Origin of the sequence: Lipingzhangella rawalii, from assembly GCF_031628175.1 — a bacterium.
Taxonomy (GTDB): Bacteria; Actinomycetota; Actinomycetes; order Streptosporangiales; family Streptosporangiaceae; genus Lipingzhangella_A; species Lipingzhangella_A rawalii.
Genome location: NZ_JAVLVT010000001.1, coordinates 1133818 through 1148528 on the forward strand (window position 1 = coordinate 1133818; position 14711 = coordinate 1148528).

13 protein-coding genes are annotated in these 14711 nt (G+C 68.3%); 2 read left to right on the plus strand and 11 right to left on the minus strand.

Going from position 1 to position 14711, the window contains the following annotated elements:
• The first annotated feature begins 45 nt into the window (after window positions 1-45).
• Window positions 46-1347 (plus strand): hypothetical protein, encoded by a 1302-nt coding sequence (locus tag RIF23_RS05075; RefSeq protein ID WP_310911123.1) that lies wholly within the window; start codon window positions 46-48, stop codon window positions 1345-1347.
• 266 nt (window positions 1348-1613) lie between these two features.
• Here RIF23_RS05075 and RIF23_RS05080 read toward each other — a convergent pair whose 3' ends face one another.
• The 3 genes from RIF23_RS05080 to RIF23_RS05090 form a co-directional block, all read right to left on the minus strand.
• Window positions 1614-2297, minus strand: coding sequence for a hypothetical protein (locus RIF23_RS05080; RefSeq protein ID WP_310911124.1), 684 nt, complete (start codon window positions 2295-2297; stop codon window positions 1614-1616).
• A 334-nt stretch (window positions 2298-2631) separates the two neighbouring features.
• A complete protein-coding gene (locus RIF23_RS05085; RefSeq protein WP_310911125.1) occupies window positions 2632-3288 on the minus strand; it encodes a hypothetical protein in 657 nt (218 codons plus the stop codon).
• 5 nt (window positions 3289-3293) lie between these two features.
• On the minus strand, window positions 3294-3857 hold the full coding sequence (locus tag RIF23_RS05090; RefSeq protein ID WP_310911126.1) for a hypothetical protein: 564 nt from the start codon (window positions 3855-3857) through the stop codon (window positions 3294-3296).
• Between the two features lie 281 nt (window positions 3858-4138).
• Here RIF23_RS05090 and RIF23_RS05095 point away from each other — a divergent pair, with 281 nt between their 5' ends.
• Window positions 4139-4498, plus strand: coding sequence for a hypothetical protein (locus RIF23_RS05095; protein WP_310911127.1), 360 nt, complete (start codon window positions 4139-4141; stop codon window positions 4496-4498).
• 121 nt (window positions 4499-4619) lie between these two features.
• On the opposite strand, the gene arfA is transcribed toward RIF23_RS05095, so the two are convergent.
• From arfA to araB, 8 genes are all read right to left on the minus strand, one after another.
• Complete coding sequence (gene arfA / locus RIF23_RS05100; RefSeq protein WP_310911128.1) at window positions 4620-6155, minus strand: arabinosylfuranosidase ArfA; 1536 nt, start codon at window positions 6153-6155, stop codon at window positions 4620-4622.
• A 256-nt stretch (window positions 6156-6411) separates the two neighbouring features.
• Window positions 6412-7506: an arabinan endo-1,5-alpha-L-arabinosidase gene (locus RIF23_RS05105; RefSeq protein WP_310911129.1), complete on the minus strand. Its 1095-nt coding sequence runs from the start codon at window positions 7504-7506 to the stop codon at window positions 6412-6414.
• Between the two features lie 6 nt (window positions 7507-7512).
• Complete coding sequence (locus tag RIF23_RS05110; protein ID WP_310911130.1) at window positions 7513-8412, minus strand: carbohydrate ABC transporter permease; 900 nt, start codon at window positions 8410-8412, stop codon at window positions 7513-7515.
• Window positions 8413-8417: 5 nt separating this feature from the next.
• Window positions 8418-9383: a carbohydrate ABC transporter permease gene (locus RIF23_RS05115; protein ID WP_310911131.1), complete on the minus strand. Its 966-nt coding sequence runs from the start codon at window positions 9381-9383 to the stop codon at window positions 8418-8420.
• A gap of 12 nt (window positions 9384-9395) precedes the next feature.
• Window positions 9396-10712 (minus strand): extracellular solute-binding protein, encoded by a 1317-nt coding sequence (locus tag RIF23_RS05120; protein WP_310911132.1) that lies wholly within the window; start codon window positions 10710-10712, stop codon window positions 9396-9398.
• 182 nt (window positions 10713-10894) lie between these two features.
• Window positions 10895-12253, minus strand: coding sequence for an L-fucose/L-arabinose isomerase family protein (locus RIF23_RS05125; RefSeq protein WP_456085733.1), 1359 nt, complete (start codon window positions 12251-12253; stop codon window positions 10895-10897).
• Between the two features lie 44 nt (window positions 12254-12297).
• Window positions 12298-13014, minus strand: coding sequence for an L-ribulose-5-phosphate 4-epimerase (locus tag RIF23_RS05130; protein ID WP_310911134.1), 717 nt, complete (start codon window positions 13012-13014; stop codon window positions 12298-12300).
• Window positions 13011-14648, minus strand: a complete 1638-nt coding sequence (araB, locus tag RIF23_RS05135) for a ribulokinase (protein ID WP_310911266.1) — start codon at window positions 14646-14648, stop codon at window positions 13011-13013. The genes RIF23_RS05130 and araB overlap by 4 nt, the downstream gene beginning before the upstream one ends.
• Between the last annotated feature and the right edge of the window lie 63 nt (window positions 14649-14711).

Genomic DNA, 14711 nt, shown 5'->3' on the forward strand with positions numbered 1-14711 from the left:
GGCCGAGCGCCCCGACCGCACCCCATCCACTAGGATTGTCCGGCGATGGCCAGAATGGCGCGCTCTGCCGCTTCGCTTCCGCTGTACACCCTCGACCTGGCGAGGCGGTACTGGGCACCACTGCTGTTCGTGTATCTGCTGGGAACCCTCCTGCACGGGCTCATGCTGCGCGGGATCGTCTGGCTGGGTCTCCAGAACCAGACTCTCGGCCTGCTCGCGTTCAGTCTCGCAGTACTCGTGACCCTGGCGACCACAATCGTCATGTTCCTGATGCTGCGCCCGGGACTTCCCGTGCTGGACCACGAACTGCTGGAACGTTCCCGCCGGGCCCGCGGAACGGGGGCCGACCAGCGGCCGAACGTCAACGAGCGGGAACGGCGCATCGTCGACGCCGTGGCCATGTCGCTACTGCCCTTCCTGATCTTCTACAGCGCCTGGGGGCTGTTCGCCGAGGAACTCCGCGCCTACGCCGCCCGGGCCCAGGTAGAGGCGGGACTGGACGGCTACGTGGCCATCCTCGACTTCAACCCGCTCGGGGTGCCGTTGCTGGTCCTCGCGGTGGCGTTCCTGTGCCGCACCGTGTGCGAACAGTTCTACTTCCGCAACAACAGCAAGGCGCTGGGTATTGCAACGGCGTTCTTCGAGACGGTGTTCGCGTTCTTCTTCGTGGTCACTGTCGTCGAGCTGGCGAGCACCCTCTGGGAGTGGCTCGGTCAGCGCCTGGTCTGGGTGGAGGCCACGGCGATGTTCCACACCCTGCTGGAACAGCTGGCGGAGCTGACCGCACTGCCCGTCATTGACCTCGTCCTGGGCACCGCCGCGGCCGTGGTCTGGACCTGGGAGCTACTCAAGGACGGGTTGATCCAACCACTGCTGTGGCTGACCATCGCAGCGGTCGTGTTCGGCGCCGACGTCGACCGCACCGAGACCCTGTTCCGGCCCGGGAGCAGGGCGCAGCGCGTACACGACGCCGCACTGGCCCGTACACCGGGCGTGCTGCTCCAGCTGGGGGAACGGGCCAGCCGTGGCCTGCGGGAGAAGTATCTTCCCTTTCTGAATGCCTTCCGGTTCATTCTGCGCACGAGCCCGATCTACTATCTGTCGTTCTGCCTGTACTACGCACTGTTGGAACTGGGATTCAGCTGGCTGGAGCGTGGCGTGCTGCTGGCGGTGGGTCCCGCGGACTTCCTCGGCTGGTGGTGGCCGTGGTTGGCACCGCTCAGCATCGCCGTGGACGCGCTGCACGAGGTGCTGCGCGTGTGCCTGCTGGCGGCGACGTTTGAGGTCGTGCTGCGGAGGATGCTCGACCGGCAACCGGGACAGCGGGCCCGGCCGGCCCGGATCTGAGCCGGCGGTTTCCGGGCCAGCCGCCGTGGCTCGGCAGTGCCCGTTGACATGCCCGTGAAGTGGGCTGGTGGGTTGGTGGGCTGGCACTGACGCTGTTGATGGGGTGCTCGGAGGTCAGGACCACACCGATACTGAGTGGGCGCCGCTTGCCCCGCTGAGGGACACAGCCCAGCCGTTCTGGGACCGGAACAACACGGCGCGCACGGGGTCACCGCCGAGACAACCGCCAGGCGGGCACCGGGTCGTACCAGCCAGAAAGCTCCGGCCTAATCCTCGAACTCACGGTAGGCGAACGAGGCCGCCACCGGACGTGGCGGGTTGGCGTCGAGATCCACGCCGTCCTCGGTGGGATCGTTGTCTACTGCCAGCTCCTCGAACTCCTCCAGCACCTCGGACAGATCGCCCGGGTCGGCGCCCGGCTCGATATCCAGCTCTGGGTCGTGGGTGGCGACCTCAATCTCGAACCTTAGATCCTGCACCGCCTCCTCGGGGACCTCGAAGCTCGCCGCGAGGAGTTCCTCCGTGCCGCCCGGGATCGGGCTGAAATCCCCGGTGGCGCAGCTGCCACCCCCGGTGGTGCCGGCGTCTTCCCCTTGGTCGAAGCTGTAGAGCTGTTCCCAGGTGCGCCCCTGGTCGTCCTTGGCCCGGAACCAGCAGTGCGAGTACAGCCGTTCCCCCGCGACGTCGTCCTCCGGTGTGACCAGGAAACCCACGTCCACGCGCCGGACACCGGGCTGCGGCTCAGCCTCGGCCTGGGCGCCGAGGAACTCCCAGTGGGTGCCCGCCAGTTCCACGGACGTGCCCTCCACCAGCGGAGCCGCTGGGGGGATTGTCCCGGCCTGGGACAGGTCACGCTGTTCCAACCACCACTGCCCGCCCAGGGTGAGGGGCAGGAGCACGGCGATCCCGAGCATGAACGGTATGTGAGTGCGTTGCCACCATGGCGGCATCGCTGCGCGGGCTGTGGATGGCCCCGGGGGGTACGGCGGGCTACCCATGGGTGCATGACCGCCCCACCCGGAACCGGGGCCGGGCGGGGCTGGCGGTCCGGGCCGGGCGGGTGGTGGCGGATATCCGGACGGTGGCTGTTGACCCCCGGGTGGGCCTCCGGGGGGTGGACCGGGCCGCCCGGGATACCCGGGGGGTGGTGGCCCGGGCGGTGGACCTGGCGGTGGGTGGGGTGGGCGCGCCGGGGGATGCCCACCGGGGGGTGGCCCGGACTGCGGTCCGGGCCCCCACGGGCCCGGGTGGGGCGGCCTGCCTTCGGGTGGGGGGTAGGGCTGGTCAGGCACCCGCGTCCACCTCCTGGTCCTCGGCCACTCCACCGTCCGGGGACGTGTCTGTGTCCTCGACTTCGATCTCGTCGGCCGCTTCGGCGACGCGGTTCGCGAGCTGTTGCTCATCCAGCTGGAGGTCCACCACGGCCTCGGCCGACAGGCGGGCGTCGAATCCACCGGCGATCACCCGCAGCGTGGGGTCGTCGAGGTGCTCTTCGGGGATCTCGAAGTAGAAGGTCTGCTGTTCGGGGATACCCGGGTCTAGTCGGGGTGGTGAGCTGGGCTGCATCTCTGCGGCCAGTCCGTAGGCGTGCCCGCCGGACTCCAGGCGGACGGTGTGGACGGTCGCCAACGGCTCCGTGGTGGCCGTCAGCGTGACCGGGACCACCAGCCACACCCCGTTCGCCTCGTAGCGTTGCCCGTCATCGGCTCGGAGCCCGGTTGTGCGAAGCGCGTCCGCGAACCGTACCTCGCCAACGTCCATGGTGAACCGGACCGCGTCCACTTCCTCCGCGGCCGTTCCCGTGTAGGAGATGGGTTCGGTCTGCTCGGCCGAGGACAGGGTCAGCCCGCGGGCCAGCCCGATCAGCACCAGCAGCACCACGCTGCCCAGGACGGTGACCAGGATCCGGAGCCCTCGTCCGCGCCGTGTCGACTCCGCCATCCGGGCTACTCCCCCGCCACCGGGAGGACGTACTGCCCGGCTGCGGTATCGTCCGGATTCCACCAGCGCTTCTGGTCGTCGATGAATCCCGCACCGTACTCGGCGTCCTGAACCACCAACCGAATCTCGTCGACGGTTTCCACCTCCTCTGGGACATACCAGACCAGCCGCACGTCCTCCGTGGAGCGCGGCTGCACCAGGGACACGGCCCCCGCCTCAACACGCCGTTCCAGCAGCAGCTCCGCGGACGGGTCCGGCGCATGGCCCCCCGGAAGCAGTTCGAGGTCGAGCAGGCTGTTGAGAATGGTGGAGCTGCGGACCGCCTCGTCGTCGTGCAAGGCGAGCTCACCGTGCACAACAACCTGCTGCCGAACGCGCCCGAACGATTCTTCGTGCTCCAGTGTGGCCTCGTGGGCGGTGAGTGTGAACAGGTCATTGTCGATGGACTCCCCAGGTTCGGCGGGCAGCCTCTCGCCCGCAGCGAACCCTCCCTGCGCCCAGATCCCCCCGCACAGCACCCCGACCAGCGTCAGGAAAACCGCGCTGGCGACCACGATCCGCACCGGCACGCCCGAACCGGCCCGCGGCTCGGGTGAGGGAGAAGATCGCTGATGAGCCACGGGGGAAGTTTAGGACACCCCTCTTGCCCGGAATGTCATTCGTCCGGTATCGGCCAGATCCCGACCCCGGGTGCCGCCCGCATCGGCCCGCTGGTGTGGACACGGGGTTTGCCAGTGGTCCTCGGGGCGCTAAGGTCAGTCATGACTGAGCACCTCGTGCGCTGGGCCACCGCAGAGTGTTCCGTCTCCCCCAACCCAACTCCCCGTGACCTGGCTTGGAGTAGACAACAATGAAGGCGAATCGAGTCGCTGTGGTCGCCATCGGTGCCGTGCTCGGGATCGGCGTGACGGCCTGTGGCAGTGCGGATGCTGGAGACGGTAGAGAGATCTCCAACGACTCGTTTGCCGAGGAGGATCGCACCTGGCCGTTCATGCCACCGGAGGGAACGGTGTACTGCGACGAGAACGGCGCCGTGTTCTTCCGCACCGAAGGCAACGACTACGCGGTCAACGAGGCCGCCCAGGAATCGGGAGACTACATCGACCCCGCCGAGATCCGCCGGACCGGGGAGGAAACCGACGAGGGCATGGTCACCGGCGAGGAGCCACTGGACGACGTCATCGAGGTGGGCGAGGAGCTGTGCGACTGAGCTGACCGGGGCGCCCGGCCGCGCCGGCGCGTGCCCGGCGGGCGCCGGGACCGCGCGGTGCCGCACCGTAAGCGGGGTCTTCGGCTGCGGCACCGCGGGTGGAGGTCCCAGCGGGAGTCGGTTATTCGCGAACGGTGAGTGTGACCATCGTCCAGGACACCGGGGGCAGCTCCACGCCGAGCCCGTTCGCGGTCAGGTGCACATCGGTGTTGGGGCGCAGGGATACGCGCTCGGGATCGTCGGCGGTGTTGGTGGCGTAGACATCCCCGTCCGTCGCGTACAGCGACACACACGAGCTGACTTCCACGGCGTCCAGTCCCCGCAGGGTGGTATCGACGCGCACGGCCTCGTCGACCGCGCGGTTCACCAGGAACAGCGCCAGGGCACCCGATTCCTCGTCGACGGTGGCGACCGCGTCCACCACCGGAACGGCTCCGTAGCGGTCGGTGTGGCGGGTTGGGGACACGGGCTCGACCCGCAGCACGTCACCAGCGGCGTTCGCCGACATCGCGGCGAAGGGATGGAAGATGGTCTGTTTCCAGGCCCGGCCGCCCGGTTCGGTGACGATGGGGGCGATGACGTTCACCAGTTGGGCCTGGCAGGCGGCGGTGACGCGGTCGCTGTGTCGCAGCAGGGACATCAGGAGGTTGCCCACCACCACGGCGTCGGCCAGGTGGTAGTGATCCTCCAGCTGTCGGGGCGCCTGGGGCCACCGTTCCCCGGGCTGCGGCGCGGGCACGGTCGCGCCGGGGCGTTCCGGTTCCCGATACCACACGTTCCACTCGTCGAAGGACAGCTGGATGCGCTTGTTGTGGCCCAGGCGCGCCCCGACACTGTCCGCGGTGGCGACCACCTCGTCGATGAAGGCGTCCATATCGGTGGCCGTGGCGAGGAAGCTCGGGAGATCCCCATCGTGCTCCTCGTAGTAGGCGTGGAGGGAGATGTAGTCGACGACGTCGTAGGTTTCCTCCAGCACGGTGCGTTCCCAGGCGCCGAAGGTGGGCATGCCGTGGTGGGAGCTGCCACAGGCCACGAGTTCAAGGTCAGGGCGTAGGATCCGCATGGCGCGGCCGGTTTCCGCGGCCAGCCGCCCGTATTCGAGCGCGGTCTTGTGGCCGATCTGCCACGGCCCGTCCATCTCGTTGCCCAGGCACCAGATCGGGATGTGGTAGGGATCGGTGGCTCCGTGGGCGATCCGGAGGTCCGACAGGTGGGTTCCGCCGGGGTAGGTGCAGTACTCCAGGAGGTTCACGGCTTCGGCGAGGCCACGGGTCCCGAGGTTGACGGCCATCATCGGCTCCACCCCGGCTTTGTGGGCCCAGCGCATGAACTCGTCCAGCCCGAACTCGTTGGTTTCCACCGCCTGCCAGGCCAGGTCGAGCCGGGTGGGGCGCTGGGCGCGCGGGCCCACGCTGTCCTCCCAGCGGTAGCCGGAGACGAAGTTCCCACCGGGGTAGCGGACCGTGCTCACCCCGAGTTCGCGCACCAGGTCCAGCACGTCGGTGCGGAACCCGTCCGGGTCGGCGGTGGGGTGGTCCGGTTCGAATATGCCGGTGTAGACGCTACGACCGAGGTGTTCCACGAAGGAACCGAAGGTGCGGCGGTGCACCGGGGCGATTCGGAAGGCGGGGTCGATGGTCATGGAGGCGTTCAGCATGGCGATTGGTCTCCTCGGTCGGGATGGCTGTGGCTCGGGTGGGCTGGGGTTTTGGGGGCCGGCCCCGCCGTCCGGGCCGGATGTCGGCGGCCCGGACGGCGGGCGTGTCGGCTGGGGAGTGTTTTTGGAACGCTTTCGGGTCAGGGAGCGGCGCTCCAGGGCGAGACCGCGCAAGCCGAGGTGCGAAAGGCATCCTGGCGAAGCCGCCCCAGGAAGGAGCGGAGACGCGATCCCGAAACGGTTCAGAACACAGGACCTAGTCCACGTAGGGCCAGCCGTCCGCGGTCCAGTGCAGCTCGCGCAGTGCGAGCCGGAAGTCGAAGTCGTCGCCCAGATCGGTGTCGTAGTAGTGGTAGGCGAGGAGGCCACCATCGTCGGTGACCGACTGTCCGCCGGATCCGGTGATGGTGCCCTCGTCGGCCACGAGGACGGTGGCGCCGCCGTCGAGCATCGGGACACCGTCGGCGTCCACGTAGGGACCGGTGATGGCCTCGGAACGACCCACCGCGATCTTGTAGTCGCTGTTCACGGTGCAGCAGTGGTCCAGAGAAACGAACAGGTAGTAGTAGTCGCCTCGCTGCACGATGGTGGGGGCCTCGATGGCGTTGGTGCCGTCGCGCCGGTCGGCGAGATGCACCATCTCGGCGTCATCGGCCACGGTTCCGGCGGGCCAGTCCAGCTCGACCATGTGGATACCGCTCCAGAACGAGCCGAAAACCATCCAGTGTGTGCCGTCGCTGTCCGCCACGATTCCGGGGTCGATGGCGTTGTAGTCGTCTTGGGGGAAGCTCTCCAGGATTTTGCCGTGGTCCTCCCAGGCGTAGTCGGGGTCGCTGGGGTCGAGTGTGGCGTTGGTGGCGAGCCCGATCAGGGAGCGGTTCGATCCGAACGTGGAGGCGGCGTAGTACAGGTAGTAGGTACCGTCGTCTTCGTAGACCTCCGGTGCCCACAGGGTTTCCACGCCGGGGATCTCGGTGGAGATCCAGTCGGGGATCTCCTCCCAGACCGTGTCCTGGTACTCCCAGAGGATGCCGTTGCGGGAGGAGCGGATCTGGATGGTGCCGTCGTTCTCGTTGGGATTTCCGGTTCCGAAGACGTACCAGTCGGCGCCGTTGCCGCGGTCTCCGGGGACGAGCACGGGGTCATGCACCCGTAGTCCCGCGGTGAAGGTGGGGTCGTGGTCGGGGAGGTAGCCCACCAGGGGGAGTCCGGGGTTGTTGGGGGGACGTTCCATCGTGCCGTCGGCTCCGGTGCCTGCTGTGATTAGCGGCGTGGTCACGGCGAGGGCCGCCAGTGCGGCGAGTGCACGGAGCGGGCGCTGACGCTGCCGCTGACGAACAGTGTGGTGCATGGTGGTTCACCCCTTGATTCCGGCACCGGCGATTCCGGTGACGATCTGGCGTTGGAACAGCAGGAAGACGATGAGCAGGGGTAGTGCGCCGATCACGGCGGCTGCCATGGACGGGGCGTACTGCAAGCCGTAGTCACTGGCCACAGTGCCGAGTCCGACGGGGATGGTCATCAGGTCCGGGTCCTGGACGACCACGAACGGCCACAGGAAGTTGTTCCAGGCGCCGATGAACACGAAGATGCCGACGGCGGCGAGGATCGGTCTGGACAGGGGGAGGATGACGCTGAACAGAACCCGCAGGTGGCCGGCCCCGTCCATGCGGGCGGCGTCCTCGTAGTCGCGGGGGATCCCATCGAAGAACCGTTTCAGGATGAACACGAAGATCGGGGTGACCACCTGCGGCAGCGCGATCCCCCAGTAGGTGTCCACCATGTTGAGCTGGGTCATCAGGATGAACTGCGGCACGATCACCGCCTGGGGTGGGATGAGGATGCCGCCGATGACGAGTGCGAACACCCAGGCCCGGCCGGGGAACACGCACCGGGAGAACCCGTAGGCGGCCAGACAGCACAGCACCAGGGTGAGTAGGGTGACGAGGCTGGAAACCACCACGGAGTTGAGGATCCACCGCAGCACTTCGCCACGCCCGAGCACCTGTGCGACGTGCTCCAGGGTGGGGTCTGTGGGGATCCATCGGGCGGGGATGGCGTTGGTTTCACCCTCGGGTTTGGTGGCGGTGGACAGGGCCCACAGCAGCGGGGCCAGCCAGAACACCGCCGCGGAGATCGCGACGAGGTACAGCACCAGGCTGCCGGTGGTGACACGGCCGAACGGACGCCCGGGAATGCGGTGGGGGGAACGCCCGCGGGTGGTGGAATGCTGGTGGGGGGTTCGGTGTTCGGGCATCCGGATCAGTCCTCGTTTCGGGTCAGCAGGCGGAACTGAAACACTGAGATCAGGCCGATAATCACGAAGAAGACCCAGGCCATGGCGGATGCCATCCCGATCTGGAAGTTCACGAACCCGGTCTCGTAGACGTAGTGGATGATCGTGCGGGAGGCGAAGTTCGGACCGCCGAAGTGGCCACCCAGGAGGTAGGCCTGGTCGAAGATCCGCAGCGAGGCGATCATTTGCAGCACGATCACCAGCACGGTGGTTCTGCGTAGCTGGGGCAGGGTGACGTGCCAGATGCGCTGCCAGGCTCCGGAACCGTCGATCGACGCGGCGTCGTAGGTCTCCCGCGGGATTCCCTGCAAGGCCGCCAGGTACAGCACGAAGTTGAAGCCGACGGTCCACCACACGGTGGCAATCACGATCGCGATCAGTACCGTGTTCTCGCTGCCGAGCCACTCCGGCTGTGGGAGGCCGAGGGCACCGAGATACTGGTTGATGATGCCGAATCCGGGCTGATACATGAAGCCCCAGATCTCGGTCATGACGGCGACGGGCAGTACGAAAGGCGCGAAGAACGACAGTCGTAGGAACCAGCCGGCTCGCCGTGCGTGGTCGGTGAGCAGGGCCAGCGCCAGACCGAGGATGACCAGGGGTGGGACGCTGATCAGGGTGAACAGCAGAGTGATCCACAGGGACTGCCACATCGCCGGATCGGTGAGCACTGTGGCCCAGTTGTCCAGTCCCACCCAGGAGGTTTCGCCGCCGGCGAGGCTGCGGTTCGTGAAGCTGTCCACGAACATCGTGAGGGACGGCCACAGCAGGAACAGGGCGTAGCAGGCCACGAACGGCAGCACGAACCACAAGCCGGCCCAGGAGGGACGGCGCCGTCGGGGTCGGGGGCCGGGCGTGCCGGGTGGTTGTGGGGAGGCCGGGGTGGCGGGGTGCGCCTGCGGGGGTGTGGGGGCTTCGGCCGAGGTCGCCATGGCAACTCCTCGCTAGACCGGGGCGGGGGTGGTGACGAGGGAACGCAAGCTGCGCCGGAACTGGTGCAGGGCGTCCTTGGGTGTGGCGGTGCCGGCGTGGATGCCGTTGAGGGCCGCGGCGGCCTCGGACTGGAGTTGGCTCGCTGATCCGCTGAACCACGCCTCCGGTTCGAACTCGGTGTTCGCGGCCGCCTCGGCGTAGTGGACGTGCGGTTCCAGGGGCTGGTATTCCTCGCTGCGCACCACCGGCTGGTAGGCGGGAATGTGTCCACCGCCCTCGCCCCAGCTGAGGCTGTTGCGCACCATCCAGGCGGCGTAGGTGAGGGCCGCGCGGGTGCGGTCCCGGTCCCGGTTCTCCTGGTGCGGAAGCACGAAACAGTGCGCGTCCCCACGGGTGCGCCGGTTGCCGAAGAAGTTGGGCATCTGGGTGGCCGAGTAGGGGGTGCCGGTCGCCTCGAAGCTGGCGATCTCCCAGTTGCCCTGAAGTAGCAGCCCTGCCTGGAGGTTGTCGAAGTTGGAGGTGGCCCCTTGGCCGTCGGCGAAGCGCGGTGCCAGACCTTCCTCGGACAGCCGGTACAGCGCCTCGAAGGCGGTGTAGGCGGCCTCGTCGTCGAGGTGGAAGTCATCGTCGGTGAAGGAGAGCTCACCGTCCTGCTGCCGGAACATCGCCCAGAAGATCGGCCAGCTGTAGGTGGTGTCGAGCGACACCGCCATATCGCCGGTGACCTGGGCGATCTCCCGGCACATGTCCAGGAACTCCTCGAGGCCGTTCACCTCGGTAAGCCGGCCGTCCCCGTCGAGCAGTCCGGCTTCGGCGCAGATCTCGGGGTTGAAGTACTGGATGTGGGTGTGGGTGTCCAGTGGGATCGCGTACAGCTGTCCGTCGTGGAAACACTGTTCCCACACGTTGGGGAGGAACACCGAGGCGTCGATCCCCGCCTCGGCCAGGAGCCCCTCGTCGACGGGGTCGAGGAGTCGGCCCGGGGCGAGGCTCGCCAACCGTGACAGGTGGACGGTGGCGACGTCCGCGGCACGGCCACCGGCGGCGGCCATCGCCACCTTGGTGTAGAAGGGGGCGCCCCACTCGAACGTGGTGGCCCGAAAATCCAGGTCGGGATGTTGCGCCTGGAAGTCTTCGTGCATCTGGATCATCCGGTTGCCGTCGCCGCCGGAGAACAGATTCCACTGGCGAAGCCGAACCCGGGTGTCCAGGACGGCATCGGCGGGAGTGCACGCTGCCAGGCCGAGGCCGGCGAGGACGAAGGAACTCTTCAGGAAACCCCGCCGGGCCAGTCCCGAACCCGGCTGGGTGGGTGACGCGTCGCGCATGCTGCCTCCTACGGCGGTTCTGCGCGGTGGCCGGATACCCCCGCCCCCAGGGGCCCGGATTCGATGTGTCTCCCCGTCGTCAGTGCGGTTGTTCGTCGTGCGCTGCGCTGGGTCGTGGTGGCCGGTGTCCTCCCTGGGATTCTCGGGGTCGGGGTTTCGGGCCGGAGCGGGTGGCGCGGCGGCTACACCTGCCGGAACTCGATGCCCGCGAGTTCGCAGACGAGGCGCCAGCCGGCGGCATGATGCCCGAGGTTCATCACCAGGTGATGGGTTCCGCCGGCGCGAAGCCAGGCGTCCATGCAGGCTCGCACCCCGCTCGCGGGGCGGAACTGGCCGTAGGGCATTTCCAGGGCGGGCAGGTGCTGACTGTCCAGGATCTCGCCCTCGCTGACCACCAGCCGAAAGTGGTCGCCGCCGAGACAGACCAGCGACGCGACGGTGGCCGGCCCGGGCTGGATCCGGAACCGCACCGTCGGCGGGTCGTCGAGGCCCCCAATGTCCAGTGGGCGTTTGATGAGCTCCACGGGTTCGTCCGTGCGGGCCACGCGCCAGTTTCCCTCCCCCATATGGCTCATCAGGATGGAGTCGGTGGGAAAGTCCATCGCGTACATCTCGGTGAAGTGCGCGTCCCCGGCGAGCTGGTGCCCGGCATACACCAGCGCGGCGGCGGGAACGTCGCCCTCTCCGGCGAAGCCGTATCCCCGGGCCATGAGGTTGGAGGCGGCCGCCATGGGGAGACGCGAAAACCGCCCGTCCTCGCCGAGCGCATCGAAGTGGGTGGAGTAGGCGTCACACCCGTGGTGGCGCAGCAGCCGCTCGATCGCGATCTGCATGCGCGCGTGATCCTCCCGCTCGGTGACGCTGAGTTTCTCGTCCACCCGGAACCGGTCGTCCTCGGCCGCGATCAACCCGGTCACGGACTCCGTGTCGCAGTCACCCATGGTCCGGTACAGCTGGCCGGGCGCGATCACGTGCACCTGCGGCCCCAGCACACGGATCAGTGCGGACTCATCCACCCGGGCATCGCCCATCCCGTTCATCGGGTAGCCGAAAATGCCCACGCGTAGCCGGCGCCAGGCACTGACGGTGCGGGCGGCGCGGGCCCACCGGTCCACCCGGTCCCGGAACTCGGGACTCTGCCAGTCCTCGGTGATGACCTCGAACGGCACACCGGCGCGGACCATGGCGTTCGCGGTGTCCTGCGCCCCGTGAATGCCCTGGTTGTAGGTCATATCGGCCATGTCCCAGTCGGGGCTGACCGCCGGGTCGGGCTGGATGTTGGCCAGGGCCAGGGGAATCCGTGCTTCGCCCAGGGCGCGGGTCACCCGCAGGGAGGGGCCGTAGGTGAGCATCACCACCAGAACCCCGTCGAGTCCCTCGTGTTCGAAGCGGCGCATCACCCGTTCGGCGTCGGCGCGGCTGCGCGCGGGAGTGTCGAGCACGAGTTCGGCGACTCCGGAAAGCTGGTCGGCAACGCGCTGGGTGTACTCGGCCTGGCGTTCGGTGATGCCGGGAAGCATGTCGTCGTACAGTTCCTGCATGATGCCCAGCACGCCGATCCGGGGACGCTGCGCGGGGGTCTGGGTCACTGGTTCCTGCCTTCCGTGGGGTCGGAGTGCTCGGTGCGCTGCCCGTACACGTTCTGGTAGCGGTGGTGTAACGCGGCGATGTGCTCCGGGGGCAGTGGCTCCACCTGGCCCTGTTGCCGGGCGAGGTGGATGGTGCGGGCCGCGTCCTCGCACATCACGGCGGCTTTCACCGCGGCCCGGGGGGTGGGGCCGATGGTGAACGGCCCGTGTTGGGCCATCAGCACCGCCGGTGAGGGGTGGCCGGACAGGGTGTCGACAATGCCCCGTCCGATCTCGTCGTTACCGATCATCGCGAAGGGCCCCACCGGGATCTCTGCGCCGAACTCGTCGGCGATAGCGGTGACGGCGCACGGTATGGGCTCACTGCGGGCGGCCCATGCGGTCGCGTAGGGACTGTGGGTGTGGACAATCCCGCCGACGTCGGGCATGGCGCGGTAGACGTAGCCGTGCGCGCCGGTGTCGCTGGACGGGGTGGCTCCGTCCTGCTGGGGGGTTCCGTGCAGGTCGGTGAGAACGAGGGTCTCCGGGGTGAGCGCGTCGTAGGAGACACCGCTGGGTTTGATCAGCATCAGCTGGGTCCCGGGGACGCGTGCCGAGACGTTTCCGCTGGTCCAGGCCACGAGGCCCCAGCGCACCAGTTCCTGGTGCAGCGCGCAGACCTCGCGACGCAGCGCCTGTACCTCTGCGTCGTTGCTGGTGGTCGGGGACGTCATGTCACCTCGTTTCGGATCCGGCGGAGTTGACGTAGCGCTTCCGTGCCGCCACGTCCGAAGTGGTCGTGGAGTTCGGTGTAGATGCCGTAGAGATGGTCGTAGGCGTCGGAGCGTTCGGGGTCGGGCTGGTACACCGCGGGTTCCAGATGGCCCATCGCCGTGGATGCGGCGTGGATGTCGGGATAGGAGCCGGCGGCGACGGCGGCGTGGATGGCCGAACCGAGGGCCGGGCCCTGTTCGGACCCGATCAGGCTGATCGGGCGGCGCAGCACGTCGGCGTAGGTCTGCATTACGAAGGGGTTGCGGATCAGACCGCCCGCAGCGATGAACTCGTGGACCGGAACCCCAGCGGCGGTGAAGGCCTCCACGATCGTGCGGGTTCCGAAGGCCGTGGCCTCGACGAGGGCGCGGTAGATCTCCTCGGGTCGGCTTGCCACGGTGAGACCGGCAATCACCCCGGACAGATCGTGGTCAACGAGTACCGAGCGGTTACCGCTGTGCCAGTCCAGAGCGACGAGTCCGTGCGCGCCCACGGGAGCGTCCACGGCGAGTTCGGACAGCAGCTGGTGGGGGTCGATTCCCCGTTCTGCGGCCCGGGCTGCGTAGTCGGCGGGGAGGGCGTGGTCGACGAACCAGCCGAAGATGTCGCCGACCCCGCTCTGCCCGGCTTCGTATCCCCACAGGCCCGCAACGATGCCGTCGCGCACGACGCCACACATTCCGGGCACGTGGGCGAGGTTCTCGCTGTTCATGACGTGGCAGGTGCTGGTGCCCATCACCGCCAGCATCTGCCCGGGGGCTGTGGCCCGGGCGGCTGCGGCCGTGACGTGGGCATCCACGTTGCCAACAGCGACGGCGATTCCCGCGGGCAGCCCGGTCCAGGCGGCAGCCTGCTCCGTGAGGTTCCCGGCGCGCGCGCCGAGTTGGGAGAGCGGAGCGTCGAGCTTCTCGCGGGCAAAGTCCGCGAACTCGGGCTCCAGTGCGGCGAGGTACTCGCGGGTGGGCCAGGCGCCGTCCTGGTGAATTCCCTTGTATCCGGCCGTGCAGATGTTGCGGGTTTCGTGCCCACACAGCTGCCAGACGATCCAGTCCGCCGCCTCGATCCAGCGGGCGGTGGTGCGGTAGATCTCGGGATCCTCCCGCAGCACCTGGAGAGCCTTGGCGAACTCCCATTCCGCGGAGATCCTGCCGCCGTACCGGGGCAGCCACGGCTCGGCGCGCTTGGCGGCCAGGTCGGTGATCTCGTCGGCCTCGGGCTGGGCGGCGTGGTGTTTCCACAGTTTGGGGTAGGCGTGGTGGCGGTCGGCGAACCGGTCCAGCTCGCACAGGGGGGTTCCGTCGGCGAGGGTCGGCAAGCAGGTGCAGGCGGTGAAGTCGGTTCCGATACCGATGACCTGGTGGGGCGACACCCCGGCTTCGGTCAGGGCCGCGGGGACCGCCCGGCGCAGCACCTCGCGGTAGTCCTCGGGGATCTGGAGTGCTGTCTGTGGGGGCAGGGCGGTGTCGGCGCCAGGGAGGCGCTCGGAGACCACCCCGTGTGCGTAGGGGTGGACGGCACTGGCCAATTCGGTTCCGTCAGCGACCCGGACGACAACGGCCCTGCCGGACAGGGTGCCGAAGTCGATGCCGACCACAACGTCACCCACCGTTTTGTTAACGCTCACATTTACCCACCTCTCCACGTTCTCCTCGGTTTC

What these genes read in the sequence shown, in the direction of transcription:
- RIF23_RS05125 (WP_456085733.1), bottom strand. Translation starts at nt 12,253, where the DNA reads ATGCAGGAACTGTACGACGACATGCTTCCCGGCATCACCGAACGCCAG.
- RIF23_RS05085 (WP_310911125.1), bottom strand. Translation starts at nt 3,288, where the DNA reads ATGGCGGAGTCGACACGGCGCGGACGAGGGCTCCGGATCCTGGTCACC.
- RIF23_RS05095 (WP_310911127.1), top strand. Translation starts at nt 4,139, where the DNA reads ATGAAGGCGAATCGAGTCGCTGTGGTCGCCATCGGTGCCGTGCTCGGG.
- RIF23_RS05120 (WP_310911132.1), bottom strand. Translation starts at nt 10,712, where the DNA reads ATGCGCGACGCGTCACCCACCCAGCCGGGTTCGGGACTGGCCCGGCGG.
- RIF23_RS05105 (WP_310911129.1), bottom strand. Translation starts at nt 7,506, where the DNA reads ATGCACCACACTGTTCGTCAGCGGCAGCGTCAGCGCCCGCTCCGTGCA.
- RIF23_RS05130 (WP_310911134.1), bottom strand. Translation starts at nt 13,014, where the DNA reads ATGACGTCCCCGACCACCAGCAACGACGCAGAGGTACAGGCGCTGCGT.
- RIF23_RS05075 (WP_310911123.1), top strand. Translation starts at nt 46, where the DNA reads ATGGCCAGAATGGCGCGCTCTGCCGCTTCGCTTCCGCTGTACACCCTC.
- arfA (WP_310911128.1), bottom strand. Translation starts at nt 6,155, where the DNA reads ATGCTGAACGCCTCCATGACCATCGACCCCGCCTTCCGAATCGCCCCG.
- RIF23_RS05110 (WP_310911130.1), bottom strand. Translation starts at nt 8,412, where the DNA reads ATGCCCGAACACCGAACCCCCCACCAGCATTCCACCACCCGCGGGCGT.
- RIF23_RS05115 (WP_310911131.1), bottom strand. Translation starts at nt 9,383, where the DNA reads ATGGCGACCTCGGCCGAAGCCCCCACACCCCCGCAGGCGCACCCCGCC.
- RIF23_RS05080 (WP_310911124.1), bottom strand. Translation starts at nt 2,297, where the DNA reads ATGCCGCCATGGTGGCAACGCACTCACATACCGTTCATGCTCGGGATC.